Source organism: Streptomyces sp. CB01635 (assembly GCF_002803065.1).
Taxonomy (GTDB): domain Bacteria; phylum Actinomycetota; class Actinomycetes; order Streptomycetales; family Streptomycetaceae; genus Streptomyces.
This window is the reverse complement of record NZ_NNBL01000004.1, coordinates 41,687-67,621: the sequence shown is the minus strand read 5'-3', so window position 1 is coordinate 67,621 and position 25,935 is coordinate 41,687. Positions and strand designations below refer to the sequence as shown.

18 protein-coding genes, 1 tRNA gene and 2 pseudogenes are annotated in these 25,935 nt (G+C 67.3%); 10 read left to right on the top strand and 11 right to left on the bottom strand.

The features are described 5' to 3' along the window. Positions 1–342: 342 nt before the first annotated feature. A complete protein-coding gene (locus CG723_RS15270; RefSeq protein ID WP_100593949.1) occupies positions 343–1,869 on the bottom strand; it encodes an MFS transporter in 1,527 nt (508 codons plus the stop codon). A gap of 192 nt (positions 1,870–2,061) precedes the next feature. Between CG723_RS15270 and CG723_RS15265 the strand changes: the two genes are divergently transcribed. After that, positions 2,062–2,133 (top strand) — tRNA-Cys (locus tag CG723_RS15265). A 108-nt stretch (positions 2,134–2,241) separates the two neighbouring features. On the opposite strand, the gene CG723_RS15260 is transcribed toward CG723_RS15265, so the two are convergent. Genes CG723_RS15260 through CG723_RS15250 form a run of 3 tightly spaced genes read right to left on the bottom strand, consistent with a single transcriptional unit; the run spans position 2,242 to position 5,562 of the window. Next, positions 2,242–2,883 carry a hypothetical protein gene (locus tag CG723_RS15260; protein WP_159032463.1) on the bottom strand — a complete coding sequence of 214 codons (642 nt, stop codon included), beginning with the start codon at positions 2,881–2,883 and terminating at the stop codon, positions 2,242–2,244. A gap of 17 nt (positions 2,884–2,900) precedes the next feature. Continuing rightward, complete coding sequence (locus CG723_RS15255) at positions 2,901–5,060, bottom strand: DUF6571 family protein (RefSeq protein WP_100593947.1); 2,160 nt, start codon at positions 5,058–5,060, stop codon at positions 2,901–2,903. A 46-nt stretch (positions 5,061–5,106) separates the two neighbouring features. Then, positions 5,107–5,562: a hypothetical protein gene (locus CG723_RS15250; protein WP_199841784.1), complete on the bottom strand. Its 456-nt coding sequence runs from the start codon at positions 5,560–5,562 to the stop codon at positions 5,107–5,109. Positions 5,563–6,043: 481 nt separating this feature from the next. Between CG723_RS15250 and CG723_RS15245 the strand changes: the two genes are divergently transcribed. The 3 genes from CG723_RS15245 to CG723_RS15235 all read left to right on the top strand — a co-directional run bounded on the left by CG723_RS15245 (position 6,044) and on the right by CG723_RS15235 (position 9,072). Next, positions 6,044–6,400, top strand: coding sequence for a hypothetical protein (locus CG723_RS15245; protein WP_100593946.1), 357 nt, complete (start codon positions 6,044–6,046; stop codon positions 6,398–6,400). A gap of 64 nt (positions 6,401–6,464) precedes the next feature. Beyond that, entirely contained in the window at positions 6,465–8,687 is a 2,223-nt protein-coding gene (locus tag CG723_RS15240) for a hypothetical protein (protein ID WP_159032462.1), read from the top strand. A gap of 118 nt (positions 8,688–8,805) precedes the next feature. Further along, complete coding sequence (locus CG723_RS15235) at positions 8,806–9,072, top strand: hypothetical protein (RefSeq protein WP_159032461.1); 267 nt, start codon at positions 8,806–8,808, stop codon at positions 9,070–9,072. A gap of 827 nt (positions 9,073–9,899) precedes the next feature. On the opposite strand, the gene CG723_RS15225 is transcribed toward CG723_RS15235, so the two are convergent. Continuing rightward, positions 9,900–10,529: a TetR/AcrR family transcriptional regulator C-terminal ligand-binding domain-containing protein gene (locus CG723_RS15225; RefSeq protein ID WP_100593942.1), complete on the bottom strand. Its 630-nt coding sequence runs from the start codon at positions 10,527–10,529 to the stop codon at positions 9,900–9,902. Positions 10,530–11,023: 494 nt separating this feature from the next. On the opposite strand from CG723_RS15225, the gene CG723_RS15220 reads away from it, so the two are divergent. The 6 genes and pseudogenes from CG723_RS15220 (at position 11,024) to CG723_RS46205 (ending at position 16,893) form a co-directional block, all read left to right on the top strand. Beyond that, entirely contained in the window at positions 11,024–11,455 is a 432-nt protein-coding gene (locus CG723_RS15220; protein ID WP_100593941.1) for a hypothetical protein, read from the top strand. 673 nt (positions 11,456–12,128) lie between these two features. Then, positions 12,129–12,990 (top strand): annotated as a pseudogene (locus CG723_RS49225) (helix-turn-helix domain-containing protein). A gap of 3 nt (positions 12,991–12,993) precedes the next feature. After that, a pseudogene (locus tag CG723_RS15205) lies at positions 12,994–13,320 on the top strand (Uma2 family endonuclease); the annotation flags it as partial. Positions 13,321–13,498: 178 nt separating this feature from the next. Next, on the top strand, positions 13,499–13,993 hold the full coding sequence (locus CG723_RS15200; RefSeq protein WP_100593939.1) for a hypothetical protein: 495 nt from the start codon (positions 13,499–13,501) through the stop codon (positions 13,991–13,993). Positions 13,994–13,998: 5 nt separating this feature from the next. Next, positions 13,999–16,275: a hypothetical protein gene (locus CG723_RS15195; protein WP_100593938.1), complete on the top strand. Its 2,277-nt coding sequence runs from the start codon at positions 13,999–14,001 to the stop codon at positions 16,273–16,275. Between the two features lie 39 nt (positions 16,276–16,314). Continuing rightward, positions 16,315–16,893, top strand: coding sequence for a hypothetical protein (locus tag CG723_RS46205; protein ID WP_159032460.1), 579 nt, complete (start codon positions 16,315–16,317; stop codon positions 16,891–16,893). Positions 16,894–17,116: 223 nt separating this feature from the next. Here CG723_RS46205 and mycP read toward each other — a convergent pair whose 3' ends face one another. The 6 genes from mycP to CG723_RS15165 all read right to left on the bottom strand — a co-directional run bounded on the left by mycP (position 17,117) and on the right by CG723_RS15165 (position 25,764). Then, the gene (gene mycP / locus CG723_RS15185; protein WP_100593936.1) at positions 17,117–18,499 is read right to left on the bottom strand and encodes a type VII secretion-associated serine protease mycosin; all 1,383 of its coding nucleotides are present in this window, start codon (positions 18,497–18,499) and stop codon (positions 17,117–17,119) included. Positions 18,500–18,503: 4 nt separating this feature from the next. Next, positions 18,504–20,141, bottom strand: coding sequence for a translation initiation factor IF-2 (locus CG723_RS46200; protein ID WP_159032459.1), 1,638 nt, complete (start codon positions 20,139–20,141; stop codon positions 18,504–18,506). Further along, positions 20,141–20,743 (bottom strand): hypothetical protein, encoded by a 603-nt coding sequence (locus CG723_RS15180; RefSeq protein WP_234374325.1) that lies wholly within the window; start codon positions 20,741–20,743, stop codon positions 20,141–20,143. Before CG723_RS15180 ends, CG723_RS46200 begins: the two co-directional genes overlap by 1 nt. A 265-nt stretch (positions 20,744–21,008) precedes the next feature. Further along, positions 21,009–23,336: a xanthine dehydrogenase family protein molybdopterin-binding subunit gene (locus tag CG723_RS15175; RefSeq protein ID WP_100593935.1), complete on the bottom strand. Its 2,328-nt coding sequence runs from the start codon at positions 23,334–23,336 to the stop codon at positions 21,009–21,011. Further along, entirely contained in the window at positions 23,333–24,883 is a 1,551-nt protein-coding gene (locus CG723_RS15170; RefSeq protein WP_100593934.1) for a 2Fe-2S iron-sulfur cluster-binding protein, read from the bottom strand. The genes CG723_RS15175 and CG723_RS15170 overlap by 4 nt, the downstream gene beginning before the upstream one ends. Beyond that, positions 24,880–25,764 carry an FAD binding domain-containing protein gene (locus CG723_RS15165; protein WP_100593933.1) on the bottom strand — a complete coding sequence of 295 codons (885 nt, stop codon included), beginning with the start codon at positions 25,762–25,764 and terminating at the stop codon, positions 24,880–24,882. The genes CG723_RS15170 and CG723_RS15165 overlap by 4 nt, the downstream gene beginning before the upstream one ends. Between the last annotated feature and the right edge of the window lie 171 nt (positions 25,765–25,935).

Sequence of the window (25,935 nt, the reverse complement as noted above, 5' to 3'; positions counted from 1 at the left end):
GTCGGCCTTACGGAGCGCGTTCGCGTGCCGTACGGAGCGCGTCCGGGAGCGACACGGGGCGCACGTCCGGGGGCGCGCGGGGCACGTCCGGAGGCCGCACGGGGCACGTCCGGAGGCCGCACGGGGCACGTCCGGAGGCCGTACGGAGCGCGTCCGGGAGGGCGACACGGGGCGCACGTCCGGAGGGCCGCACGGGCCACGTCCGGAGGCCCCACGGAGCGCATCCGGCCGGGCGTGCGTCCGACGGGTTTCGGGGCCGGTTTCGGGCCACTGGATTCAGGGCCGGGTGTCAGGCACCCGGCTTCAGGCGCCCGACTTCAGGCACCGACTTCAGGCACCCGTTTACTTCAGCAGGCCGGAGGCCGCAGGCCGGGACGCGGACCTCACGCGCGTAGCCACCCAGGCCCCCACCAGGGCGACCGCCGCCATCGGCAGGAACACCGCGACGAAGGCGGCCGGATGGGATCCGCCGCCACCGGCCGAGGCCACCTCATGGGCGGAGCCCACCGCACCGCCCCCGAGCGCGGCGAACGCCGCTCCCCCCACGGCCAGCAGCACCACATTGGACAGCCCGTCCGAGATCTGGAGGGCGGCCGAGTTGGCCCCCGCCTCCTCGGGCGCCGACAGCTCCAGCAGCAGCACGCTCGTCGACGAGATGACCAGCCCCATCCCGAGGCACCCGAAGCCCCACGCCACGGCGACGATCCACACCGGCACCGCCTCGATGAGCACGCTCGGCGCCGTGGCGACGGCCGCCGCCACCAGCACCATCCCGCCCGCCATCAGCCGCTCCCGATACGGCTCGAAACGCGGCCGCGACTGCAGGAACGACCCGACCGCCCACGTGGCCCCGCCCACCGCCAGCGAGAGCCCGGCCATCATCGGCGAGAGCCCGCGCTGCGTGACGAGCATCAGCGGCACGAACGACTCGGCAGCGATGAAGGACCCGGCGGCGACACCGCGCAGGAGAACCACGGCGGGCAGCCCGCGGGCGGCCCGGTACGTCCCGCGGGGCAGCAGCCCGAGCACGGCCGGCACGAGCAGGGCCACGCCCACCGCACCGGGCAGGAGCGAGATCCACCGCAGGTCCTGGGCGGCGTACTGGAGCAGGCCGGCCCCGAGCGAGATCCCGAGGGCGAGCCGGATACGACGGCCGTCGACGGCTCCGCGCGCCGCGCCCTCCGCGGGCCCCGACGCGCGCCGCCGGATCTGCGGCAGCGCGAGCGCAAGCGGGAACACGACGAGCACCGGGATCCCGATGAACACCCACCGCCACCCGAGATGCTCGGTCACGGCCCCCGACGCGAGCGGCCCGACCACGGACGGGACGACCCAGCTCGCCGCGAACGCCGCCATGATCGCGGGCCGCAACCGCTCCGGGTAGGCGCGGCTGACGACGACGTACAGCGCCACGATGACGAGCCCGCCCCCGAGCCCCTGCACGGCCCGCCCGGCGATGAACATCCACATCGACCCCGCGGTCCCGGCGAGCAGCAGCCCCACCGCGAACGCCGCGATCCCCGCCCCCAGCGGCCCGAGCGGACCGCGCCGGTCCGCCCACTGCCCCGAGAACACCATCCCGAACAGACTCGTCGTGAAGTACCCGGAGAACGCGAACGCGTACAGCGACACCCCGTCCAGCTCACGCGCGGCGACGGGCATCGCCGTCCCGACAGCGGTGGCCTCGAAGGCGATCAGCAGGACGACGGAGACGATGCCGACGCTGAGGGACCGGTAGGAACGGCCGAGGACGCCGACGCCGGGCGCGGTGGTCGGGGTGGTCGGAGCGGTCGGGGTGGTCGGAGCGGTCGGGGGCGGGGTCGAGGTGGCGACGACATCGGCGTCGTCACGCGGTTCCAGGGCGGCCATACGGCCCAGAGTAAGGGGCGCAAGGGCCACTGACCCCTGTCGGGAGTCGCCCTTCGCCTGGTCCCTTGGTCGTACGACCATGAACGGCGTATGGCAGTCGCATTGCGACCCACGCGCCCCTCTTGGCGCGGCGGCCCAGGGGCCATACGGTCAAGACATCGAGTTCAACGGAGCTTGTTCCGAACTCAGTTCGGCCGTGTGCCCGAGTGGTTTAGGGATTCGCCTGCAAAGCGAAGCACACCGGTTCGATTCCGGTCACGGCCTCGACAGCTCAACGACGCCGAGCTGCAGCCTTAGGGGTGGCCCACTATTGGTGGGCCACCCCTAAGGCGTTCCGGCGACGCCGGGCAACGGCCCGCCCGCTACTCCGCGTCAGCCGATGCTCGGCACCCCATCGGGGAGGCGAGTCGCGCTGTCACAGCCTTCCACCCGCTGCCCCAGGGCTCGCGCGCTGTCCGCTGCCAGTGCCGCGACTCTCCCCATGGTGGGCCGATCCTTCAGCTTCCCGCTCTCGCCGCCCAAACTGGCAGTTACCTGAAGCAGGCCGTCGTGCCCGTTGACGCGAGGGCAGTTCACAAAGAGCTTGACGGCACGACCCTCCACATACCCCTTGGCCTTCCCAAGGGTGACGGGAAGATTCCCCGGCTTCTTGGCGTCCCGGTCGACATCTTCTTTCCTGTAACCGTCGGGCCAAAAGACCACGTAGTAGCCAATGTGAACCGACTTTCCGCCACCCGAGAGAACACATTTACCCGGCGCTGACAGCGATCCGCGCGGCGAGAAGTCGGACGCGTACTCCTCGAAGGCTTCCCCTCGCTCCGGCAGCAGTGGCCGGAGCGAATCACCAGGCAGGGACCGCGAACACACGCGGTCGGGCACCGCAACGAGCGGGTCGTCGGACAGCCAGAACTTCCAGACGCCGAACCCAGCCAGCAGTGCCACGATCAACGCAACAGTAACGACAACTCCCTTGCGCCAGCTGGCACGTTCCGGATCTGAAGTCATGTCTTGCATGAGACCTTCCCTGCCGCCTACTGCTGGCCCTGACCGTAGCTGTCCTTCACCTTCTCGGACGCAGTGGTGGCCATGCTCTTTGCCTGGATATCGCTGACACCTGCCTCCGTGGCCGCCGTATATGTCGCGTCATAGACGGCGGATGCCGAGCCGGAACGCTGAGTCGCCAGGAATTTGTCCCGTTCCACCTGAGCCTCCCCGCTCGAGTCGCGGGTGTAGTGCTCAACAACCGACTCGCGGATATCCCCGATCACCCACCCTGCGGCATCCCCGGCAACAGGGAAGCGCGCGAGCCCGGTGTCGATGGCGCGCCCAGCCCACTTGTCCGCAGTCACCACGCCCTTGTTGAACTCGGCGTCTTCGGCGATCTTTTGGTCGTACACCGCTTGTGTTCGAGAGTCGGCCATGATCCCAGCGATCTCTGCACCTGGAGACACCCGGTTGTTCACCTCGAACATCAGCTGGTCCCCCAACTTGTCCCGGTCATGGAAGGCACCATTGATGAGTTCCGTACTGACCGCCTGCTGGGAATTGATGATCGCGCCGTACGCATCCGGGTCCTTGCCTACCTCCCCCAAGAAGCGCTTCAGGGTGCCGTCATCGGCAAGGGCCTCGAGATTCGCGTTGCTCCCATACGTCGCAATTCCACCTTCGCCATTCAATCCATCCTGAACGTCGCGCATGTACTCCGCTGTGATATTGCCGAAGCTGTCACTCATGGGCGAATCATCGAGCTGTTCGGGGTTGGTCCCGAATTCCTGAACGATCCTGTTGACCAGTTCCGCGCTCTCCGCCGAGTGCTTGGGCGGCGTCGCATCAGATCCGTACGGCACCCCGATCGTCGCCGACTCCAGCGCATGCCCGAGCGCATCGTGCCCGATCGGGTTGCCGTCGTCGCCCAGTGGCCACTCGCGCGCATCATCGCCCTTGGCCACCAGATAGTCCCAGTTGTCGAGCTTCTTCCCGTCAACCGTCGTCGAGTCGTCGAAGAACTTCAGGGATGCCTCGGGGTTGTGGCCGAGGCCCTCCATGAAGCCGGCGACGGGGTCGTTCGGCTCATCGGTCGGCGGGTAGTTGAGGTTCGTCGAGTCGCGCCACGCCACCTTGGGGTCACCTGGATATTCGCGCTCGTACTTGAGCATCGCGTTGCCGTAGTCGTGCATGAAGTCGCCGTCGAACTTCCCCTTGCCCATCAGGCTGCTCATGACCTGGAAGCCGTTCGGCCCCATGGGCAGGCCCTGGATCGGGAAGGGCTTGTCACCGGCAGCGACGACCTCCCGCTTCCAGGTTTCCATGGCGGGACTGTCACTATGGGTGGCGTTGGCGAGCGACATGCTGAGGTTGTCCTGCACTTCGGCGAGGATCTTCGCCCGGTCGCCGTCGACGGCGCCACCGGGCGGCGCGGCCAGGTCGCGCCAGAACTGCAACGTGCCATCCGCACCGAGCGTGGTCGCGAACGTCTCGGTGAACCCGGGATTGTCGCGCTGATTCTTGAGGGTTTCGTTGTAGCGCCGCAGATCCGCGTCGCTCCAGTCCTTGACGTCCCCCTCCTTGATGCGCTTCGCCCAGTACTCGGCGTCCTCTTTGCCCTGCCGGGCGTCGGCTTCCTTGAGGCCCTGAGGGCCGTCGCCTGTGAAGTCGTACTTACTCTTGGCAAGTTTGCGCAGTGCGCGCGCCGCGATCCGATCGGTCTCGGATGCCTCCCACAAGATGCGAGTGATCCGGTGCTGCGCGACCTCGATCTCCTCGTCGGTGGCGTGGATGCCGCCGACACCGGCCGCTCCTGACGCCTCCTGCCGAACGACGCCACCCTTGGCGTCGACGTGGAGGTTCCGCTTGGTGAGGTCGCTCTCCGCCGTCCGCAGATCCGTCTTGTGCTGTTTGAAGGCGGCGCCGGCGTCCTTCAGAATCCCGAGGACGCTTGCCGCTTCCCCTGCCACGTCCTGGAACTCGACGGCCGTTTTGGTGACGAACTCCCGCGACACCGTCGCGTTGACACCCTTCCAGTCCGCTTCGTTCGCCTTCGCCTCCAGGTCCTTGGCGCTCACTTCGCCGTGACCACCGGTGGAGAGAGTGTCCAGTCGTTTGGACATGGTCTCCCAGTCCGAAACCGCGGTGTCCAGCGTGCCGAGGCGCAGGTTGCTGAGTTCCTGCGCGGTCATCGTCTTCTCCGCCATGCCATGCCCCCGTGGACTCTCGCCGCGAAATGCCGCGCAGCGTCGGTCACTTTATGTAGTCGTTGATCCTCGACACCGTCATCAGGTGACCGGCCGCATCCTTCATTCCGGTCTGGATGTGGACCTCGTCCTTCGAGTGCTGGGCGCGCGTGAAGTCCAGGTGATTCGAGATATGGGCGCACGCCTCCTTCAATGTCTGCGTCTGCGTGTTCCACGCGTCGTGGAGCTCAAGCAGAGCCGAACCCATGTCGAGCCCGTCGTTGAAGAGGTCGACCGACGCCGTGAATGTGCTCGGTCGCGCGAAGTCACTGTCCACACGAAACTTCTCGCGCAGGTCGTACGCCATGTTTCCCAGCTTGCCCAACTGATCGTCATGGACGACAAGATCAGCGTCGGACGATCCGCCACCACCGCCTTCGGCGGGAAGCTGATTGAGCTGCATCTTCGCGGACTGCCGGTCCGCAGATTGAGCCTTGAGTTGTTCCCACTCGTCCCATGCCATGGGTTGAGCCCTTCCCCGTACGTTGGTCGATCCAAGGAACGCCTTCGCTTCATGCACGTTAGCAACTCGTATGGGGCCGAAGTGAACAGAATGGAGATGGGCGCAACTTGCTCACACGCGCGAGCCGGATTGCGGGCACCTCGAGCCGCGAAATGCCCTACTAAATACACGCTTTCCGGAGGTCGAATTCTGTTGCCGGCGTTGCAAGTGCGCATCTCCGTCCGCCGCCCGACTGGCAGGCCGTCTCCCCGCTAGCTGACCGCGCCCACCGTCGCGTCGCCACCCCCGTCAAGCCGCACGGACTGCGTCACCCGACACGGACGGCCCTCCACCCCGCCCACTACTGGCCTGCGGTCCTGATCACCCGGACGTGGGGTGACCCGCGCGTCCGGTCCGTCGTTTCCCAAATCCCGCCTCGCTGCAAGGCAGTTGGGCGATACGCGGGATGCAAGCAGGGACACACGGGGAGGACATCGACATCATGGTCATCGGACCTGCCCAGGGGCAGCAGAACCTCGCTTCGTCGCCGGCACGGAAGCGCGCCGCGGCACGGGCGATCGAGAACCACATCGAGCCCGACACGCGCCACTCGGGCGAGTGGGCGGACGAGGACACGGGTGCCGCTGTCAGGGCGTTCGACGCGAAGGACGGGCACGGCTGGGTCACGTCGTCGTCATTGAAGAAGGCACACAAAGCCTGGGGAGAACAGGTGAAGTCCCTTATGAACAGGCTGAGTTCGGAGAAGGTCTCATTGCGCGCCACCACCGCACTCCTCCAGGGCACGGACTTCGGCGTAGGAGCGCAGGTCCGGACGACGTCATCGCTCGACCGCTACTGACCGCCGTACGGCCAGACCCCGACCGACACACGAGGACCGACCCATGCCCACGTACCACGAGATCATGACCACCGACCTCGCCACGCTGACCACGGCGGCCGACCGCTGGGACGGCATGGCGAAGGAATTCGGAAAGCGGGAGACGGACTACAAGCGGGACGTGCACGGCATCACGCCCGGCCCGCCGTCCCCCTCGACCTGGACCGGCCTGAGTGCCGACGCGGCCGGCAAGCGCTTCGACGTAACGCTCCATGAATTCCAGAACGCCCAGACAGAGGCCAAGGCGATCGCCTCACTCCTCCGGGACGCTCACGCGCAGTTCACCAACCTGCGCGGCCAACTCAAGTCCGAGCGTGAGGCAGCCGTCAAAGCCGGGATAAGGGTCTCCGATCGCGGCGTGGTGGCGTACGACGAGGAGCGCGCGGCGGCGAGCGAGTCGGGCTCTGCGATGCACGACCCCGGAAGCAGGGCCGAGGTTCACAGGGCGGTCGCGTCCTGGCAGGGACGCATCGACAAGGCGGTGCGTGCGGTCGGAGACGCGGACACGGGCGTCGAGATCGCGCTGGGCGCCGCTGTCTTCGATTCCCACCTCACCGACGGTACGGGAAACGGCTTCAACGCCCGCGCCAAGGGCGACATCGAACAATACGAGGCGGACGTGGCAAAGGAATCCGCCCGCAAACTCGCCAACGGCGAACGACTCACGCCGCACCAACTCGCCGAACTCCAACGCTCGTTCCGCGACAACAGCCGCGATCCGGAATTCAGCCGCACCGTCCTGGACAGCCTGGGCCCGAGCGGCACGATCCGCCTGACCAACAATCTCGGCGACCTCGCCCACGTGACCGACCCGAGGCACGCCGCCGATTACAACTCCCTGGAAACCGGCCTCGCCAACTCCCTCGCGACGGCCACCAAGAACCCTCACTCCAAGTGGTACAAGAACTGGCGAGCGGAAATGCGGGAGGCGGGCGTCGCCCGCTACGAGACCGACTTCCAGGCAGCCAGGCTGGACAAGGTCCACGGATACCAGTCGCTAGTCACGCTCATGCAGCACGGCGACGGCTACGGGCGTGACTTCCTCGAGGACCTCGGCGACGACATGATCAAGGCCGAGAAGAAGAACCCTGAAATCTGGGACCTCAAGGGCGAATACAGCGAAAAGCGGAACGGCTGGTTCGCCAATGACCCGGTAGACGGCGTACTCGGCATCATGAGCCACGAGCCGGCCATGGCCGCGCATTACCTCAATGACGACGACCGCATGAAGTACCTGATGCACGACCGCGACTGGAAGATCGCGTTGCACACGAACGAGACGCCGAAGGCGACGGTCTACACCCCGTCCCTGGACACGGACACCCGCGCAGGCTTCGCGGCGGCGCTCCAGGCGGGAGCGACGGGCCTGGACCCATCGGACCCGAACGCGAAGTACGTGGACCACTCCGCGGACAACAACAAGGTGTTCAAGTCGTCGCTGAAGTACCTGGCAGAGGAAGGCGATAAGTTCCCGCCGTCACTACGCGAGCCCATGGCGAAGATTCTGGTCAATCACGGGGATACGGTGCATGCGGCGGCCGGCGCAATCGACATGAACGAGGCGCCGCTGGAGCAGGATCAGCTCTACGAGGTCGTGAAGCAGGTCTCCAAGGACCAGGATTCTTATGCGACTCTCAACAGTGGCATCAACCACGCCATTGTCGCGGACATTCACGGCCCGAACCAGAAGCACCCAGAGGATTCTCTTACTCACGCCGGACGGACGGTGGGCTTTCTCGAGCAGGCCCGCTCCAACGCCGCCGGGGATCCCAAAGTGGCGGAATTCAAGCACAAGTGGGTTGTCGATCAAGCTATCGGCTACCTCCCCGTTGCCGGCGACGAGGTTCAATCAGGAGTGGATTTCGTGACCGAACGATGGCTCGCCGACGAGCAGAAGAAGCTTGACGACAAGACAGCCGAAGACAACGTCGCCGACTACACCAAGCGGAACAGGCAACTCATGGCCCTCTCCGGCGAGTGGCACAAGGTCCATGGGTCTCACGGTGGATCCGCCATCGCGGCGCAGGAGGCTATCGACGAAGCCGCATACGCCGCGGCTTCGAACGAGGCCGGGGCGCTTCAGGGGAGAAGGCGAAATGACCCACCGAATGCCGATCGGGCTACTGACCCTGGCTTCACTTTCAGGGATTGCACTGTCCGCTTGCAGTTCCCAGCATCCCGAAATCCCGAAATCCATCTGCGGCACGCGCGTTCACCAGAATCTCACAGAGCCACTACTGAGAGCTAGCGGCAAAGTCAGCGAATGGCACACCGCAGGATGGGGCGCGAGAGAGACCAACTGGTGCATTGTTCGAGTCGGGAAAGAAGAATCTCTGCGCTTAAAATTTGCGTGGCACTCGGACACCATGGACCCGATGAAGTCGGCTTCTCCCAACAAAAACGTCACAGGCCTGCAGGATCCGGTCCAGATGCAACTGGCGGACAATGCCGCACTCGGCGATGACGGCGCGATCGCAACCACTCGCTGCCGGACGAAGCCGAACAGTCACTTCACGCTGGCCCTCAAACTCAACCACCGAGATGGTGTGCCACACCTCAGAAGAGACATCGAGCAGTTCATGCGCGCCTACATGCCCGCCACCATGAAGACCGTGGGCTGCACCCACCCCTGAGGGTCACCCCCCAGAAGTAAGAATCACGCCCCCGCCCACAACAATCACCGCAAACGCAACAAAAACCGCCACGAAGAGCATCAGCTTCCCGGCGGAGGGACCCGGCTCATAGGACCGCGGCTCGGGCCCATCCGCCGGCTCCTGCGGGCCCGAAGGCTCACTCGTCGTCACCGCTACCGTCCTCTCTCCGCAAAGTTCGCTCTCCCAAAGTACGACCCCGCACGGGCCCGCAAGCACCACCCCGCCCGAGCGGGTACGGGCACAGGTGCCGAAGCGAAGGTGCATGGCATGCGGAAGGCGTTCGGCGAGGGCCTGGACGACGGTCGACTCGCAGGCGAACGCGGTCATGACGCCGGTCGCACGAGTCAGCAGCCATGACGCCGGTTGCAATTGTGGGGCTGGGCAGCACCCACCGTCATCGAGCCCAAAGAGCGAACATCACGTCGGCCGCACAGGGCCCCGTGTCAGACACGGGGCCCCACCGACCACTCCTGCCACCCCCGTGACGCGGCAGTGCCGCCTCACCATAGGCCTGGACCACTGCAATTCCATCGTGCGGCCACTGAATGACCACCGGGCTTCCGCAAACGGAATGAGGGCCGCCCAACCACGGGGGAAGCCGGGCGGCCCTCGTACTCAACAGTAGGTACACAGGAGCGGACGCGGGCCCTCAGCTGGCCGAAGTTTGCTCGATCTGCACGCCCGGCGCGCGACCGTCACACACACGTCTGCGCTGGTCATCGCCATGAATGAGTCGTGCGGGCGGCGCCGCGAGGCCGCACCGGTTCGGCCGGAGTCGTTCGGTCGCCAGCAACGGCACCTGCGGCCTACTCAGACCCCTCCTCGCCATCCACCCCACCGAACACCCCACCACAAGCCGACCGATATGCCGCCTCGGCGCTCGCAGCGACGAGCCGCTCATCGATGTCCCCGCGCATGATGAGCAACCGGTAGTAGAACGGTGCGCTCAGCGCCGCGATGACTTCATACGCATCCGTATCCGGAGGAACCTCGCCCCGATCGACGGCGCGACGCACCAACTGCGTCACGACCTCGGTGCGCGCGACGAAAGCGCCGCGGACAAGATCCGCGATGTGAGGGTCGTACGCGGCGGCCGCCACCATCGCCTCGACGAGGTTGCGACTGCGCGGCAGGGCGTGGAACCCGGCGATGGCCTCGGCCAGCTCGTACAGGTCCTGACGGAACTCACCGGAGTCCGGCGTGGCGATCGTCTTGCTGTGCTGGGCCATCAGATCGACGACGACCCCCTCGACGCTGCGCCAGCGGCGCCTGATCGTCGAGACATGCACACCGGAACGCGCCGCGAGCTTGTCGAGGGTGAGCGCGCCGAACCCGGTCTCGTCGAGTTCGTGCAGCGCGGCCGCGAGGACGGCCGCGCGGGTGCGGGCCGTACGTCCGCCGGGGCGGGCGGAGCCGTGCTGTGGTCGCTCAGTCATCGACGCCAATCTAGACGCCGCGGCACCAAGGCAAACGCCGAGCCGCCCGGCAGACCCTGAGCCGGACCCCCACCGGACAGCGATCCGATGGTCACCAGATCTTCACGTGCGGTCAGGGCGATTCCTGCCGGATTCGCTTTGCGTGGCCGACCGGCTCCGGATAGCGTGGCCACACCTTAATGCGCGGCAAGGAGCATTAGTGCGTCGCGCATGGGTGTACGGGGACGTGAGCCCGGGTCGAACCGGCTCACACACGGGGGATATCGGGGGATATCGTCACCACTGCTGCGTCGGCCAACGTCGCGCGGCAGTGGTGGCGCCACGGCCGCGCCAAAGACCTCACCGCGCCGTGCAGCCACGCCGGCGGCACTTCTCCCTCTCGCCGGAGCCACCTCCCACCGGTGGTGATCTCTACGGCACCTGCACCCGCGACAGCGTGGCCCGGAGCTGCGGTCCCCAGCCTCCCCACACCGCAGAGAGGGCACAGGCCAGCCATGCGCACCATCCGCAGGAAGATCGCCATGACCGCGACCGGCCTCTTGGGCGCCGCGGCCCTGTTGACCACCAGCGCCGTGAACGCCCACGCCGACTACGCCGACATCACGTTCAAGATGTACCCGGGCAAGATCAGCAGCGTCATCATCTACGCCGACGGCAAACAGGCCGGCCGAGTCAACTGGGTGGCCGACCCCTATGAGGGCAGCCCTAAGGGCGACTACCTGTGCGCCGTCGACGACCGGTCGGACGGCTATAACGTCAAGGGCGCCCTCACCACCGGCCGCACGGTCAGCACGAACGGCAAGCCGTCACCGGGCTCGGACTGCCAGAGAGGAAACCTCCCCGAGAACCACGGCTACGGCCTGAAGGCCTGCCTGGAAAACCACTACGTACGCGCCTGCTCGACCGAGTACTACGTCCACTCGTGACCGACCGACGCCGACGGGGGCGGGGGCGGCGAGCCGGGGGGTAGCCGCCCCAAGTCCCTCTCGAATCAGCGGGAGGCGACAAACACGGCCCAGGCGACCGGCGCCACAGTGAAGTGAGGCATCCGGATGTGCAATCACCCACGGCCGCGTACCAGGCCGGGACTTCCGCCTGACGCTCAAACTCACACCGACGAGCACGCTACGTATCGAGGTGACGGACACACGGGGTGACTCGGCACCCCCACTCCTCCCCCAACACCCGCCCCTGGACGCCGGATCAGGCCGAGGCCTGGGTCTCATCAACGCCCTGGCAGACCACTGGGGCACAACCCTCGGCCCGATGCCCACCAAATCGGTCTGGGCAGAATTAGACGTATCGAAGTGACTCTGTCCGCATCGAGGAACTCACGACGCGGTGGCCCGACCCCCGGACCGCCCCGCGGTCAAAAGCCAAGAATCCCGGGAGAGAACTTTCCCCGACCTCCCCCAAACCCCCGCCACGAGGCCTCCCCGCCCCGCCCTCACCCACAAGGGTGATCACGCCCAACTCAGCTTGTGTACAGGCTGCTTCACGCACCAGTCTCAGCGAAACAACCCCACACATGCATCGGCCCTCGCCGGGACGCCAATCCCAGTGCGAGGGCCTGACCACCAAGGAAGAAGCCCCTTCCCGGTGGCTGTTCAGCAGCTTAACGCGCCCCCGTGCGCCGAGCCGGATGTTCCCTCAGGGACAACCCCCGCCGGCGGAATCCACCACATCAACCGCCGCCATGCCGACCGCTACACGATCGTCGGCAATCACCTGGTCCAGCACCGCCAACTCTCCCTGACGGCCATCGGATTGGCGGCACACATCCAGTCGCTCCCACGCGGAGGCAGCGCCACGATCAAAACGCTGACGGCCCGCTTCCCGGAGGGCGAGGTCCGCATCGCGGCGGCGTTACGAGAACTGGAAGCACACGGCTACCTGACGCGAACCCGAGAGCGTCTACCGTCAGGCCGAGTGGTCACACACACGACCTCGTGCAACAACCCATCAGCAATGAATGGCAGTTCAGCGCCAAAGCCCCCGCGGAAACCCCACACTCCGGCAACTCCCCCGCGCCCAAATCCGCCAATCACCCCCTCAACGCCAACGGCCGCGACCATCGAGAACTCAACACCGTCCTCCGACCCGGCAGTGTCACTCCTCGCAGACCTACGCCGCGACGCCCCTCGCCTCCTGCTAGCAACCCGCGACGTCCACCGCCCGGCGCCCGCGGTGACGACATGGATGGAGCGGCATCACGCCGGAGGCAATCCGCCGAACCCTCACAGCCGGCCTCCCATCGGAACCCCTCCGCAGCCCAGCAGCCCTCCTGTCCCACCGCCTGACGGAACTCCTCCCACCACCCCTGCCCGCAGGCCCACCAACGGCCCCACCCCCACCCCGCCCGACCCCACTCCAGAACTGCGACGGCTGCGACCGCGCATTCCGCTCCCCAGAACCAGGCAAATGCGCCACATGTCGCCCCTGCCAACCGGAAGCCACGTAACCGCGCCGCCCGGACATCATGGTGATCGCCGAGGCCGACAGGGAGGGCGAGGGCGCATTCGATCCGCGCACCCTGCTGGCTGCCATCGAGGTCGTCTCCCACTCCAACCCGGACAACGACTGGGTAGGCAAAGTGAGGGACTACCCGCTCCTGGGCATCCCCGCCTACGTGATCTTCGGCCCTCGAACGGGCACCGGCGCCGTCATGACAGACATCCACCCCACACCTGAGGGCCCGCGCTATGCGACCCGCAAGGACTTCGTCTACGGCGAGACCGCCACCATCGCCCACTGGACGATCCCTACGGACACACTCCCCCGCTACTCCTGACCCACGCCGCACTCACGCCACACCCCGCGCGCTCACACACAGTTCCGGCCAGATCACAATCGCACAATGTGATCCCGATAGTTCCGTTGCTAGGTTGATCGCAGTCGGCACATCCAGCAGTCGCGAAAGCAACCAGCCGCACGGGACGCACAACGCACACGGGGGAAGGTACTCACCCATGGCATGGGAAGAGTGGGAGCAACTCAAGACCGACGCGGAGGCTCGGCGGTCTACACAGATGCAGATCAATCACGTGGCCCCCGAAGGCCCCGGCACGTTCGGGGACCTGAAGGTCAAGAACGCCGACCTGGAGAAGATCGGCAAGGAGGCGCACTCCCTCTTCGAGCACCTCGGCCGGGAAGGCAAGGTGGCCCACTCCAGTAGCAACTCGGCTGCGAGCAACCTCAAGCAGCAAGGCTTCGACCTCGCAGCGGGGCTGCAGCACGTATCGAACCGCTGGGAGAAGCAACTCGGATCGCTCCTGGACGCCTGCGCACAGATCTCGAACCATCTCCACAGGACGCAGTCCATCCACGACGGGGACGAGGACTACATCCGCCGCACGATGAGCAGCATCGACACGCTCGACCAGGGCTTCGACGAGCGCGTGGGCAAGGCCGGGAAACCGAACCCCGCGTACTACGGCAAGCCGAGCGAGAAGAAGGACGACTGAGCCTGATGGACTTCGACGCGCTCTACCACGCCAACTTCAAGATGCTAGATGACGCCGTAGGGGACTGGAACCTGCTCGTCGGCAACCTGGAGAAGCTGGAGACCCAGGCTGAAGACGGACTGCACAAAGCCGCTAACAAAGCCAGCTGGGCGGGCATTAACGCTCAGATGACCAAGGAGTTCGTCGGGAAGACGGCCGGCGAGTTCGCTGATGCCCACACCCAGGCCAAGACGATTCACAGCATCCTCAGCGACACAGTAGGTGAGCTGAAGCGGTACCAGGAGGATCTGGAGAAGGCTATCGGTCGAGGCCAGAAGAAGCACCTGACGGTCACCTCCACCGGCGACGGCGGGTTCACGGTCCGTGCCGCGAAGGGGCACACGCCGTCCGAACATGACCAGAGCGAGGTCACCGCGCTCCGGGACGAGGTCCAGAAGATCCTCAACCAGGCGACTGACAGCGACAGTTCGGCCAGCAAGGTGCTGACGGCGATCGCCGATCAGAGTGAGCTTGGATTCTCCGACGCGAAATACAAGAACCGGGACGAGGCTGCGGCGGCCATCAAGACGGCCGAAGAGCTGGCCAAGATCGCCAGGAAGAACCCCGAGGACCTCACGGTCAAGGACTTCGACCGGATCAACGCCGGGTTGAAGAAGTACAAGAACGACGAACTGTTCTCAGAGCGGTTCGCCACCACGCTCGGCCCACAGAAGACCATGGAATTCTGGGCCGGCATCAACGACCCCGGCGTGAACTGGGACGTCGGGCGCGATCGCCGCGATCAACTCGACGACATGCAGCGCAATTTGGGTATGACTCTCGCCCACGCTTCCCAGAGCGACTCGACCGCGATGGACAAATGGCGACGCAACGTCATCGAGCTGGGCGACAAGCCCATCTACGGCGACAAGGGCGGCCCCATGGGCTTCCAGGTCATGAGCAACCTGATGCGCACGGGCGACTACGACGACCAGTTCATGAAGGACTACGGCACCAAGCTCATGGCCACCGAGCGCAAGCTCACCGGCAACGGAGAACACGCCAATATGGCATGGCAACACATGGGCACCGATCAGACACTCAATCGGATCGGCGATGACAGCGGGTCGGATCCGCTCACGGGTTACCTAAAGGGGATTTCCAACAGCCCTGACGCGGCTACGGCCTTCTTCAACGAGCAGTTCGTTTCGAAGAATGACCCGGACAATCCGTTCGAGCACGACACGGACGGTGACGGAAATATGGGCAAGAAGGAACTGTCCAACTTCCAGTACCTGTTCGAAGAGCGGGAGTGGCCTGAAGAGACCAACTTCCACGGTGACGACATCAATACCGGGCGGAACAACCTGGCACTGGCGTTGGAAGCCGCCACTACTGGACATCCAGCTGGTGAAATTCCGACGCTGGACACACCTGCCCACAACGCAGAGCAGGCGAAGTTGTTCGAGAGCATTGTTTCATCCATCTCGGACGACAACACACGTCTGACGGGCCACAGTTACATGTCGGACAGCATGGGGCAGATTGCCTCCGAATATCTCCCCGATATGAATCGAGCCATGACGGATGATTCGGACGGGGACACGGATCGCCTATTCCCCGTCTCGGGAACAGCTGCCACACCTGATCATCGCGACGTGACTCGATTCCTCATGTCTGTCGGACAAAATCCCGAGGGATACGCCGCTGTCGAGGTTGGCCAGAAGAAGTACATGGGCAACCTCATGGAGTACCACCTAAACCCCGATCTTCCGACAGATCAGCGCTACTCGACGGACCCGAAGTTCACGGTTCAGCAAATCGCCTACGGTTCGGGAGAGGTATCGGGAACTCTCGCTATCGGCCGCCAGGAAGCAGTTGCTGGCCCCGCAGACGTAAAAGACAAGGCGTATGACCACTCCATCGCTCAATGGAAAAACCTGGCCTCCGGTACCGTCGGTACAGTAACCGGAGTCGGAACTGCCCTCATCGCCAGCCCCGTCGCCGGCGCCGCAGCGGGCGGCGCTGCTGGAACAGCCAGCAGCATGCTTCTCGAAGAGCTCTTCAAGAATGCCGAGGGGGACGAAAAGAGCAATTCTGGACAGAAAATGGGAGAGCATTGGGAGAATGGCATGGACAGGAACATCCATTACACGGAGCGCGCGGCAGAAGAAGCAGCCAAGGCAAACCACCAAAAGCTTCCGGATGTTGGTGAGTGGGCGCGCACTGGCGCCAGAGACGGATTCAATAGCGCCGAGACGAACATTCGAGCAACAGGCGCGGATCTGCAAACAGATATCTAGCCAACTTAATCCTCACAGCGAAATTAATACCCCCCCCACGTGAATAGCATGAAAGGCCCAAAGGACTTGCTGGTACTGCAACACAGAGAGAAATCAAAGATGCGCCGGAAAATCCTCCCAGCGGTCTTCGCCACTGCAGCCATCGCAGTGGCGGGTTGTTCCGGTGAGAAGGGGAAGGAATACACGCTCCCGAGTTCACTGTGCGGTATTCCTACAGGGAAGGAGGATTGGCCCTCCTTCCTTCCAGCCGGACAGGAAATTGCTGTGCAACAGGTGACTCCGAACGGCGGAACCAATCGCTGCCAAGTCTCAGTTGACGGAAAAGTCGCCCTCGTCGCAAGCCGGATCTGGGCAGCACAAAAGGACAGCGTCGCCCAAATGGCCAATTCTAACGCCAAGACGGACGACGGGACCCTGACGGATGACAGCCGCTACATGTACTCGGGCACGGGCGCAGTGGGACGTATTGAAGACTGCGCCGACCCGACACACCCCGAACAGGCTCTCTTCTCCGTCATCCAAGTCTTCGCGTCCGATGTTGATGGTGACGCCGCTGCCATGAAGCGACTCATCGCCTCGTACACACGGGCCGTCGGCGCTTCGTCCGACTGCAAGTGACATCCGGGCAACGATGCGTGCAGCCTCCGCGACCAGCAGGGGGACGTCAACGCACCCCAGTCTTTCGCAAAAACGCCTACCGCGCGGCCGCACTCCATGCAAAGACTGACCTGTGCAACGGATGAGCAGACTGCTCTCTCCGGCTTGAGAAGGGGCGGCTGGCGCGACGGAGTCGGCGTCGTCCGCCCACTCAGGATCGCGCGGACGTCCCGGATGGGGCCCGTCAGGTGCCCTGGTTGGGGTTGTGCTGGCTGTCATGCGACGGAGGCGTCGCGTACGGCTGTTGGTTCGTGAACTGCGGTGTGCCGTAGGGCTGTCCCTGATAGGGCGGTTGGGCCGGAGCGTACGGCGGCGGCGAGGCCTGCGAGGCAGCCACGCGGCGGCGGCTGCGGGCGACCGCGACGGCGGTCGCGGCACCGGCCACTACGAGCGCGCCTACGCCGACGCCGATCCAGAGCGGGGTGTTGCTGTCGTCGCCCGTCGGTGCGGCGGCCGGCGCGGCGGAGCTGGTGTCGTCCGGGGCCTGAGCACCCTTGGATGGCTTGGCCGACGGCGACTTGGACGCTGCTACGGGGTAGTCGGGAAGCGGGTACTTGTCGGCCGGGCCCGGGTCGCCCGGGGTCTTCAGGGCGATGCGGGGACGGACGATTCCGTAGCCGATGAAGTCGCTGCGCTTCTCACCGCTGGTGGGGCCGCCGATGGTGTTCAGCATGACCCGGAGGACCTGGTTGTTGGTCCAGTGCGGGTGCTTGGCCCAGATCAGGGCGGCGCTGGCGGAGGCGATGGCAGTCGCCTCACTCGTGCCGCCACTCTTGCACAGGCCGGTCGAGCTGGACTTGCTCCCGCAAGCATGGACCATTTGATCGCCAGGCGCCGACACATCCACCTGCGGACCGTGGGTGGAAAAGGCTGTCACGCCCAGGTCCTTGCCAACAGCACCCACGCCTACCACTCCTGGAGTGGTAGCGGGATATTCCACGGTGTTGCCGTCTTTACCGCTATTACCGCTGGCAGCAAAGATCAGTGAGCCGTTCTTCAACGCATAGTCGACCGCACTCGTGAGCTGATCGGATCCTGAGAGAACTCCCATGGAGATATTGATGACTTTGGCTCCACGGTCGACGGCGTACCGGATTGCCTTGGGAGCGAGTTCGTTGAACTGTCCAGCTGACTGATACTGGTTTCCCAGCTTGCCTCCGTCCGGCAGTCGGATCGGGAGGATCTTGGCCTCCGGCGCGAGACCGAACGTCCCCTGCCCACCGCCTCGGGCCCCGGTCCCAGCGATCAGCCCCGCCATACTGGTGCCGTGACCGTCGGTGTCGGTGTGCTCGTCACCTGGCTCCTTGGGAGCGAGATCCAGGCCGCCCAGCACCCGCCCGCGCAGATCGGGGTTGTTCGGTTCCACTCCCCCGTCGATGACCGCGACGGTGACGCCCTCGCCCTTACTGGTGCGCCACATGCTCTCCGCCTTCATGACGGTGAGGTACCACTGATCGTCGCGTGGCGATTTCGCCAGGGCAGGTGTGGCCGCGACGCCCACCAACAGCAGACCGAGGGCTGCCGAGGAAACAGCTCGGCGACCGTACCGACTCGTGCGGGTGGGCATTCGACTACCTCTCGCTGTTCTCTGATGTGCCGTCGACAACCGGAGGCACATTGCGCCGGGTGTCCGGCTGCCAGGTCTCTTCGCCCTCGACGAGGTAGTCGGGACGCTCGCCCGTCTCCTTGTCGCGGCGTCCATCGGGATGAGTGCCCTGGGGTGTTACTCCACCGCGGCCTGCCTGGCCCGTGCGGTTGGTCTCCTCCGGCGAGGCCCCGGCGGAAGAACCCTGGCCGCGTACCAGTCCGGAACCACCCGAGCTGAACGAGTGGCTATTTGCCCGGCCCTGCTGTTGCGGTCGACCGCCGACAATGCCACCCTTCTCGCCCGTCGCCCCCGCTACCCGGCGTCCCTGGGATTCGCCTCGCGGGCTCCCGCTCGCGCCCATGGTCGTCGGCCTGGCGCCCGTCGGTCCCTGGCCGCCTGCGGTGCCCCGGCTGTTGGGTACGCCCTCGGTACCCATCACCTTGCCCCGAGGAATTCCCTTGCTGGGCTGTCCCGTTACCGGTTGGGGACGGCCGCCCGCCACACCGTTGCTGGTCGGCAAACGGCCCCCCGGAGTACCGGTCCGTCCCGTCGAGGGGGCGTTCTGCCCAGGCATCATCGGGCCACGCCCGCCAGGGGTCGACGGACGACCCGTGGCGTTCTCCACCGGCAGGCCTCCAGGCCTCACAGTTCCCTTGGCATTACCCATAGGCGCGATTCCACGTGCCGTGGGTCCAGGGCCACGCCCGGTGAGGGGGCCTCGACTGGTTCCGTACGCGGGTGAGACGGGACCGATGACCGGCGGCGGGGTGCTGGTAGGTCCCGTCACGCTCGGTCCGTGCTGCGACTGGCCCAGAGCTGTCACAGGCGGTGAGACTTCGGGGAGCGTGCCCACCGAGTCGATGCCCATGTGCGTGGGGCGCTCGTCGATGCTCGGGACAGCTTGGGTAGGCGTCACCGACCCTCGGGGCACTGGGCTCGCGTCCGACGTAGCTGACGCGTGTCCAGTCGCGCTCGGCACAGAACCAGTCGCACCGGTCGCCTGGCCGGCCGTTGCTCCATATTGGGAGCTATAGCTTTCATGCTTGCTGCTCGCCGGCACAAACGCCTGAGGCGGCGGCGGAAACTTCGGCCTGGGCAAGCTGTCCATCTGCGTAGAGGACAGCGAATATGCCTGCCCCAGCTTCCGCATCTCACCGGCGGCTTCCTGCCGGACCTTCTCCTTGTTCGCCGCGATCGCCTGCAGTTCGCTCGACGACTTGCTCGCGACGGCCGCGGCGTCCGGGTCGTTGTGGGCCGCGGTCGCCGCGTCCAGGTTCGCCTTGGCGCCAGCCTTGTCACGCGGGATGGATGCCTGGGCGGTGCCGATCGCCTCCGATGCACGGGTCAGCCACGTCGACGAATCATGGCTGAAATCACCCAGCGCCAAAGTCGAATTGGCCAGGTCTCCCGACCAGGTGCGGAACGCCTCGGCGCCCTCGCCCTTCCACTTCACCCACTGGGGGCGGACCTTCAGGTCTTCAGCAATCGAATGGATCTCCTTGGCGGCCGCCTTTAGTTTTTCGGCGGCGGCCTGCACCGATCCTGAGTTCGCTTTATCGAGCCACTCCAGCATCGCCTCGTGGCTCATGCCCTCGAACGGGTCTGTGAAGTCTCGTGGCATCAGGCAGCTCCATGCTTGTTACCAGCACTGGGCGTCGATTCGGGCTTGGGCGACGAGGTGCCCGCATCACCGGACTTGCCCTTCGTGTCCTCCGTGCCGATCTCATCCATCTTCGGCCCCTCACCGTGATGCCACAGCCGGGACTTCTCCGGGTCGTAGTCGCCCCCGTAGTGGTCCTTCGTCTCCGCGCTGATAGCCGCCATCCGGTCACGGATGTCGACATCGATGTTCGCGTACCCCTTGTGCGAGGCGAGCACCGCGATGCCCATGCCCTCTATGGAGTCGGAGAGCACCTTCGACAGCTTCTCCAGCTCCGTGAGCACCGTCTGGTACGACGTGAAAAGACCGTCCGCCGCGCCCCAGCCGGCTGCGCCTCCGCCGAACTGGTGACGGCTGAGCGGCTCTTGGCCGATCTTCTGGGGGCCGGCGTCGGAGCCCTTCAAGTCCTTGATCAACTGATCAACCCGCTGCTGGAACTTAGTGAACGACTCCAGCTCGGTGACGATGTCCCCCACCGCCGCCTGCGCCGCCCCCACCGCGCCGAGAATGCCGAAGGATGCCCATGGCGATCCCCCGCCGCCGTCACCCGTGTCCTCTGCCATCGCGTCCTCCCCGTTCCCCCGTGCCCGCCGAAGGTCATCGGCCGCCGTCGTCTGCGAAGTCTCGACAACAACTCTAGCCATGCGCACCGTCAGTTCACACGCGGCCCGTTGCAGAGTCCATCGACATCTCGTCACACAACGACACGACGTGTCACAACTCGCAACGGGCAGGCGGGGGTTGGATCTTCACTCCGTTGATGTCGCCATCGGCGGAGGCGCCGTTGACGTCGTCGCCACCGCCGCCTCCCGGCCGATCCGGAGAGGATCAGTCCGTCGACGCCATCGCCGGAGCGGACGCGTTCGTCACCACCGCCGCCTGTGGCCGGATCGGGAGGCGGTTGACCGGGCGGCCCGTGGCTGCGCGGACCGCTGAGGCCACTGCTGCCGGGGATGCCACCACCGGGACCGCGCTCGCCGCCTTCGCTCCGAAGGGGGCCACCACGTCCCGTTCCTCGACCAGTTTGACGATGCGGATGTCGGGGGCGTCCAGAGCTGTCGGGAGCGCGTAGCCCGTGAAGTCGGGGTGGCGGACCAGGCCGCGCGGGGTGCGGAGGTTCTCCGTGAGCGCCGCGCCCACGCCCTGCGTGACGCCCGCTTCGATACGGGCCGTCAGCTGGGCCGGGTTCAACACCCTGCCCACGTCCTGGGCGACCGCCAGTTCCACGACTCGTACGGAGCCGAGTTCGATGTCCACGTCCACCACCGCGCGGATCGCGCAGAACGCGAGGCCCACGAAGGCGTCGCCCTGACCCTCCGCGTCGAGGGGTTCGGTGGGGTGCGGGCGGCACTGGGCCGTGGCCCACAGTTCCTTGCCGTCCATCGCCTCGGTGACCGTCGTCGACAGGACTCCGTCGTACGACGTGATCTTGCCGTCGGCGATCTGGAGCAGCTCCGTGGACATGCCGAACTTGTGCGCCAGGGGCTGGAGAAGCTGGGTGCGGACCATTTTCGCGGCGCGTTCCACCGCACCGCCGGAGACCCACGTGTGGCGGCCGCGGCAACCGGGGCCGGCCGGCGGCTGGTCCGTGTCGACCGGGGCGACCTGGACCTCGTCGATGCCGAGGGTGTCCTGGACGATCTGCCTCGCCAGAGTAGTAAAACCCTGGCCGGTTTCCACGGCAGCGCAGATGACCGTCGCCACGCCGTCGTGGACCTTCACCGTCGCCGTCGACACCTCGTCGGTGCCTTCCGCGCCGAGCATGTGCACCATGCCGATGCCGTAGCCGACGCCGCGGCGCACCGCACCCGGTTCGCCCGCGCCCTCGGGGCCGCCGGGCAGCAGCCACTCGTCCTCGGGGGTGTCCCTGGGAAGCTCCGGGAGCGGGAAGTCCCGTACCGCGACCAGCAGTTCGGCGACCGGCGCCGGGCACGTCACCGTCTGCCCGGTCGGGAGTACGTCGCCCGTCGCCATGGCGTTGCGCAGGCGCAGCTCCGCCGGGTCGATGCCGAGCTTCTTCGCCAGCTTGTCCATCTGCGCCTCGTACGCGGCACAGACCTGGAGGGCGCCTTCTCCGCGTACGTGACCGGAGGGCGGGTTGTTCGTGCGGACCGCCCAGCCCTCGATGAAGGCGTGCGGGACGACGTAGGGGCCGCAGGCGAAGGAGACGGCGGCGGCGAGCGCCTCCGAGGACGTGTCGGCGTACGCGCCCGCGTCGAGGAGGATCTGCGCCTCGACCTTGACGAGCTTGCCCTCGGCGTCCGCGTGGTGGCGGTAGCGCAGGAGAGTGGGGTGGCGGTGGGTGTGGCCGAGGAAGGACTCCTCGCGTGTAGCGGTGAGTTTGACCGGGCAGCCGGTCCTCAACGCGAGCAGTCCGAGCGGGAGTTGGAAGCTCTGGTCCTCGCGGTCGCCGGTCGCGCCGGGCACACCCGTGACGACGACCTTCACACGCTCGGGTTCGAGGCCGTAGCGGGCGGCGGCGAGGTCGCGGTCGCCGTGCGGGTCGGTGGAGGCGATGTAGAGCTCCACTCCCCCGTCGGGGCGCGGTACGGCGAGGCCGGCCTCGGCGCCGATGGGGGCCGGGTCCTGGCGGCCGATGCGGTACTGGCCCTCGACAACGATCTCGCCGACCGCGTCCTGGTCGCCGTGGCGCAGAGGGATGTGGCGGATCAGGTTGCCGTCGGGGTGCAGCGGCTCGGCGGCGAAGGACTGCTCGGGGTCGGTGACCGGTTCGAGCACCTCGTACTCGACGATGACGGCCGCGGCCGCCATGCGCGCGGTGTCCGGGTGGTCGGCGGCGACGGCCGCGATGGCCTCGCCGTGGTGGCGTACGACGTCGGAGGCGAACACCGGGCGGTCCGCGGCGCGATGGCCGGGCAGGGGCGCTCCGGGGACGTCCTCGTGGGTGATGACGGCCCGTACACCGGGCATCTCGCGCGCGTGGGTCGTGTCGATGGAGAGGATCCGCGCGTGCGGGTGCGGGGAGCGCAGGACGGCCGCCCACAGCAGGCCCTCGGCCCACAGGTCGGCCGCGTACGGGAAGGTGCCCTCCGTCTTGGCGCGCGCCTCGGCGGGCGGCAGGGACGCCCCGAGGCCGTGCGGCAGCGGCTCGGCCACGGGGGCCGCGGGCGCGGTGGCTGCTGCTTCGTCACTCACGCCAGGCCTCCGTCCTGAATACCTTCGGTCGCGCTGGGTCCCGCCTGGTGCGGGATGCGGGCTTTGCCCTCGGCGTCGCCCGCGGAGGTCGAGCCCGTCGCGGTGGTCCCGCTCGTCGCGGACGCCTCGCGTTCGGTGACGACCTGCTGTACGGCGTCCAGGATCCCGCGGTAGCCGGAACAGCGGCACAGGTTGCCGCACAGCGCCTGCCGGGTCTCCAGCTCGGTGGGGGCCGGGTTGCCCTCGAGGAGGTCGTGCACGGTCATCGCCATGCCGGGCACGCAGAACCCGCACTGGACGGCGCAGCGGCCGGCGAGGGCGCGCTGCACGTCGGAGGGCTGTCCGTCGGCGGCCAGGCCCTCCACCGTGCGTACTTCGCTGCCGGCGGCGGTGGCGCCGGGCACGAGGCAGGAGGCTACGAGGCGGCCGTCGACCTGCACGTTGCAGGCGCCGCACTCGCCCTGCGAGCAGCCGTCCTTGGCCCCGGCGAGGCCGAGGCGCTCGCGCAGGACGTAGAGCAGGGACTCGCCGATCCAGGCGCCGGTGACGGGGCGGTCGGTGCCGTTGACCCGCAGGACGTAGGAGGCGAGGGGGTGGTCGTCGTGGAGGGGGGCGACCACAGCGTCGGGGTCGGGCTCGTCGGGGACGGCGTCCTCGGGGGCGGGGGCTTCGGCGACCTCGGGGCCCTCATCGACCTCAGGAGCCTCCGGAGCCTCACGGACCTCAGAAGCCTCGGCGGCCGGCACCCGCACCGGCTCCTCCGCCGACTCGGCAGCGACGTCCGCGAACGCGTGCGCTTCGTCGGCCACGTCCCCGACGGGCTCGGGTTCGCCGTGTATATCGCGTTCGCCCTGTATGTCGCGTGCGCCATGCACGTCGCGTACGTCGTCGGCGTCCCCCTGCGCCGGCGCCGGCTCCGGCGCGAACTCAGGCTCAAGCTCCCCCGCCGGCTCCCGCGCCCATTCCTCCGCCGCCCAGGGCGCAACCGCGCCCCCCGGCAGCGTCGCCGGGGGCGTCCGGCCCCACTGCGCGGCGATGGACGACGTGGTGAACTCGCCCGACTCGTCCGGAAGATCCCCTTCGGCGATGACCGGGATCGACCACTGCCCGGTCTGCCCGGCCTGTCCGGCCTGCCCCGCCGGTTCGGCCACCGGATGCTCGTGGGCGGGCGGCTGCTCGGCGTCCGAGAAGTTCCACTGCCCGGTCGCCCCGGCCCTGTGGTCGTACGAAGGCACCGCCTCCGGAGCGGCCGGTTCGGGCCAGTGCACCTCACCCGTGGCCGCCCCCGTGGGCGCCGCCTGCGCCCCCGTCACGTCGGGCGGCAGCACCCACACGCCGGTCGCCGCCGGGTCCGTGGCCGCGGGGCCGCCGGGCGCGATGGTGATCTGCGGCGGTACGTGGCCGTGTCCCGGCGCGGCCAGCGGCACGTCGGGGAGGCCGCCCTCGGGAAGCTGCACGAAGGCGGTGGCGTCCGCGTCGTAGTCGCCCTGGGGCAGCGGCTCCCAGCCGCCGCCCTGGTGGCCACCGTGGTTGTGCTCGTCAGTCACGACAGCGCCCTCCCAAGTGCACGTCGGGCCAGCGCGGCGACCGTGCGCCGCAGGTGCAGTACGGCGGGCGGCAGCTGTTCCTGGGTGCCGTCCGGCGCCGGGGCGGCGTCGGGGATGCAGGCCGCGGCGACGTACTCGCCGAACGCGGCCAGCGCCTCGGGCACGAGCATCCGCTCGCCGTCCCAGTCGATGAGCGAGGCCACCCACTGCTCGGCCTCCAGGGGCCGCAGCGGCATGGGCGCGATGGCGCCGACCGCGCACCGCACGCCGCGCCTCGCGGGGTCGAGGACGAGCGCGACGGACGCGAGGGCGCGCCCGGGGCCGGTGCGGCCGGTGGCCTTGAGGAAGGTCTGCGGGGCGTGCAGGAGCGGCACGCGTACGAAGCCGATGAGCTCGCCGGGGCTGAGCATCTCCATGCCCGCGAGCAGGTGGGAGACGGGGACCTCGCGCCGCACGCCGCCGGGGCCCGCGATGATGAGGGTCGCTTCGAGGGCGGCCAGGACGGGCAGGGTGTCGCCGGTCGCGGCGGCGGAGGCGATGTTGCCGCCGAGGGTGCCCGCGTTACGGATCTGGGGCGGTCCGGCGGCGCGGGCCGCGGCCGCGAGGGCGGGGATCAGGGCGGCGAAGTCGGGGCGTCCGATGCGGGCGTGGGTGAGGCCGGCGCCGAGCAGGGCGTGACCGTCCTGGTACTGCCAGCCGCGGATCTCGCTGATGCGGCCGAGGCCGACGAGGGCGGCGGGGCGCAGCAGTCCGGCGTTGACCGAGGCCATCAGATCGGTGCCGCCCGCGACCGGGACCGCGGCGGGCATGGCGGAGAGTGCTGCCACGGCCTCGTCCAGCGAGCCCGGGAGCGTCACGGCCTGCGTTGCGTGCGTGGTCAAACCGGCTGCCCCTTCCCGATGTCCGGCACTTCGCCCGGCGGCTTCGGCTTGTGAACCGTCGTTCGCGCCGTTACGCCTGTTCCGCCGTACGGTACGTGCTGACAGGCCGGACGTGGCAACTCTGGCACATCTTCCCGGGGGCCCGGCGAGGGGGTCCGCTAGGAGGCTTTC

Coding starts and splice junctions, on each gene's coding strand:
- CG723_RS15270 (WP_100593949.1), bottom strand. CDS start 1,869: ATGGCCGCCCTGGAACCGCGTGACGACGCCGATGTCGTCGCCACCTCG.
- CG723_RS15260 (WP_159032463.1), bottom strand. CDS start 2,883: ATGCAAGACATGACTTCAGATCCGGAACGTGCCAGCTGGCGCAAGGGA.
- CG723_RS15255 (WP_100593947.1), bottom strand. CDS start 5,060: ATGGCGGAGAAGACGATGACCGCGCAGGAACTCAGCAACCTGCGCCTC.
- CG723_RS15250 (WP_199841784.1), bottom strand. CDS start 5,562: ATGGCATGGGACGAGTGGGAACAACTCAAGGCTCAATCTGCGGACCGG.
- CG723_RS15245 (WP_100593946.1), top strand. CDS start 6,044: ATGGTCATCGGACCTGCCCAGGGGCAGCAGAACCTCGCTTCGTCGCCG.
- CG723_RS15240 (WP_159032462.1), top strand. CDS start 6,465: ATGACCACCGACCTCGCCACGCTGACCACGGCGGCCGACCGCTGGGAC.
- CG723_RS15235 (WP_159032461.1), top strand. CDS start 8,806: ATGGACCCGATGAAGTCGGCTTCTCCCAACAAAAACGTCACAGGCCTG.
- CG723_RS15225 (WP_100593942.1), bottom strand. CDS start 10,529: ATGACTGAGCGACCACAGCACGGCTCCGCCCGCCCCGGCGGACGTACG.
- CG723_RS15220 (WP_100593941.1), top strand. CDS start 11,024: ATGCGCACCATCCGCAGGAAGATCGCCATGACCGCGACCGGCCTCTTG.
- CG723_RS15200 (WP_100593939.1), top strand. CDS start 13,499: ATGGCATGGGAAGAGTGGGAGCAACTCAAGACCGACGCGGAGGCTCGG.
- CG723_RS15195 (WP_100593938.1), top strand. CDS start 13,999: ATGGACTTCGACGCGCTCTACCACGCCAACTTCAAGATGCTAGATGAC.
- mycP (WP_100593936.1), bottom strand. CDS start 18,499: ATGCCCACCCGCACGAGTCGGTACGGTCGCCGAGCTGTTTCCTCGGCA.
- CG723_RS46200 (WP_159032459.1), bottom strand. CDS start 20,141: ATGCCACGAGACTTCACAGACCCGTTCGAGGGCATGAGCCACGAGGCG.
- CG723_RS15180 (WP_234374325.1), bottom strand. CDS start 20,743: ATGGCAGAGGACACGGGTGACGGCGGCGGGGGATCGCCATGGGCATCC.